Annotated in this window: 1 protein-coding gene; it reads left to right on the top strand. The window is 79.2% G+C overall.

Translation table 11 applies throughout. From position 1 onward, the window contains the following. Nucleotides 1-1,372, top strand: a 1,372-nt coding sequence (locus DI269_RS13025; RefSeq protein WP_115509846.1) for a heavy metal translocating P-type ATPase, incomplete at both ends; no start/stop codon positions are given.

Below are 1,372 nucleotides of genomic sequence, written 5' to 3'. Positions count from 1 at the left end.
GTTCACCGGCGGGGCGCTGGAGGCGCGGGCCTCGGCCCGCGCCCGCCGCGAGCTGAGCCGACTCGCCGACCGCGCCCCGCGCACCGCCAGGCGCGAGTCCGGCGGCGTCGTGCGCGAGATCCCCGTCGACCGGGTGGCCGCGGGCGACCGGCTCGTGGTCGGCGCCGGGGACCTCGTCCCGGTCGACGGACGCCTGCTGGAGCCGGGCGTGTTCGACGAGTCCGCGCTGACCGGCGAAGCGGTCCCGGTCGAGCGCCCGGCCAGGGACGGCGTCCGCAGCGGCGTGGTGAACGCGGGGGCCGTGGTCCGCCTGCTGGCGACCGAGACCGCGGCGCGTTCGACGTACGCGGCCGTGGTGCGGCTGGTGGAGCAGGCGCAGGCGTCGACGGGCCGGTTCGTGCGCCTCGCCGACCGGTTCGCCGCCGCGTTCGTCCCCCTCACCCTGGCCGTGGCCGGTCTCGCCTGGGCCGTGTCGGGCGAAGCGGTCCGGGCGGTCGCGGTCCTGGTCGTGGCCACCCCGTGCCCGCTGCTCCTCGCCGCGCCCGTCGCCGTCATGGGCGGGCTGTCGCGGGCGGCCGCGCACGGGGTCATCGTCAAGGGCGGCGCCGCGCTCGAACGGCTGGCGGCGGGGCGGACCATGCTGTTCGACAAGACCGGCACGCTCACGCGCGGCAGGCCCGAACTCGCCGCGGTCGCCGCCGGACCGGACTTCGCCGCCGAGGAGGTGCTGCGGCTGGCGGCCTCGCTGGACCAGGCCTCCTCGCACGTGCTGGCCGCGGCGATCGTCACCGCCGCCCGCCGCCGGGAGGCACAGCTGGCCGCGGCCGAAGGCGTGCGGGAGCGGCCCGGGTACGGGGTCGAGGGCACGGTCGCGGGCCGCCGGGTGCGACTGGGCAAGGCGGCCTGGGCGTTCGGGGAGGACCCGCCCGAGTGGGCCGAGCGGGCCCGGCGCCGGGCCGCCCTCGACGGTTCGCTGACGGTGTTCGTCGCCGTCGACCGGCGCCCCGCCGGGGTGCTGATGCTGGCCGACCCGCTCCGGCCCGACGCGCCGCGCATGATGCGCGCGCTCCGCCGGGCCGGCATCGCCAGGACCGTCCTGCTCACCGGGGACCGCGCGGACATGGCCGAGACCGTCGGCCGCGCCATGGGCGTCGACGAGGTCTTCGCCGAGCGCGACCCGGCGGGCAAGCTCGACGTCGTCCGCGCCGAACAGGAGCGGGCCCCGACGATCATGGTCGGCGACGGCATCAACGACGCCGCCGCCCTCGCGGCGGCCGGCGTCGGGGTGGCGCTGGCGGGCCGGGGCGCGAGCGCCTCGACGGAGGCGGCCGACGTGGTCCTGACGGCCGACCGCGTCGACGGGTTGGCCGAC

This window comes from Glycomyces dulcitolivorans (assembly GCF_003265355.1).
Classification (GTDB): domain Bacteria; phylum Actinomycetota; class Actinomycetes; order Mycobacteriales; family Micromonosporaceae; genus Glycomyces; species Glycomyces dulcitolivorans.
The sequence above is the reverse complement of the archived record's forward strand: the minus strand, read 5'-3'. Positions and strand labels throughout refer to the sequence as shown.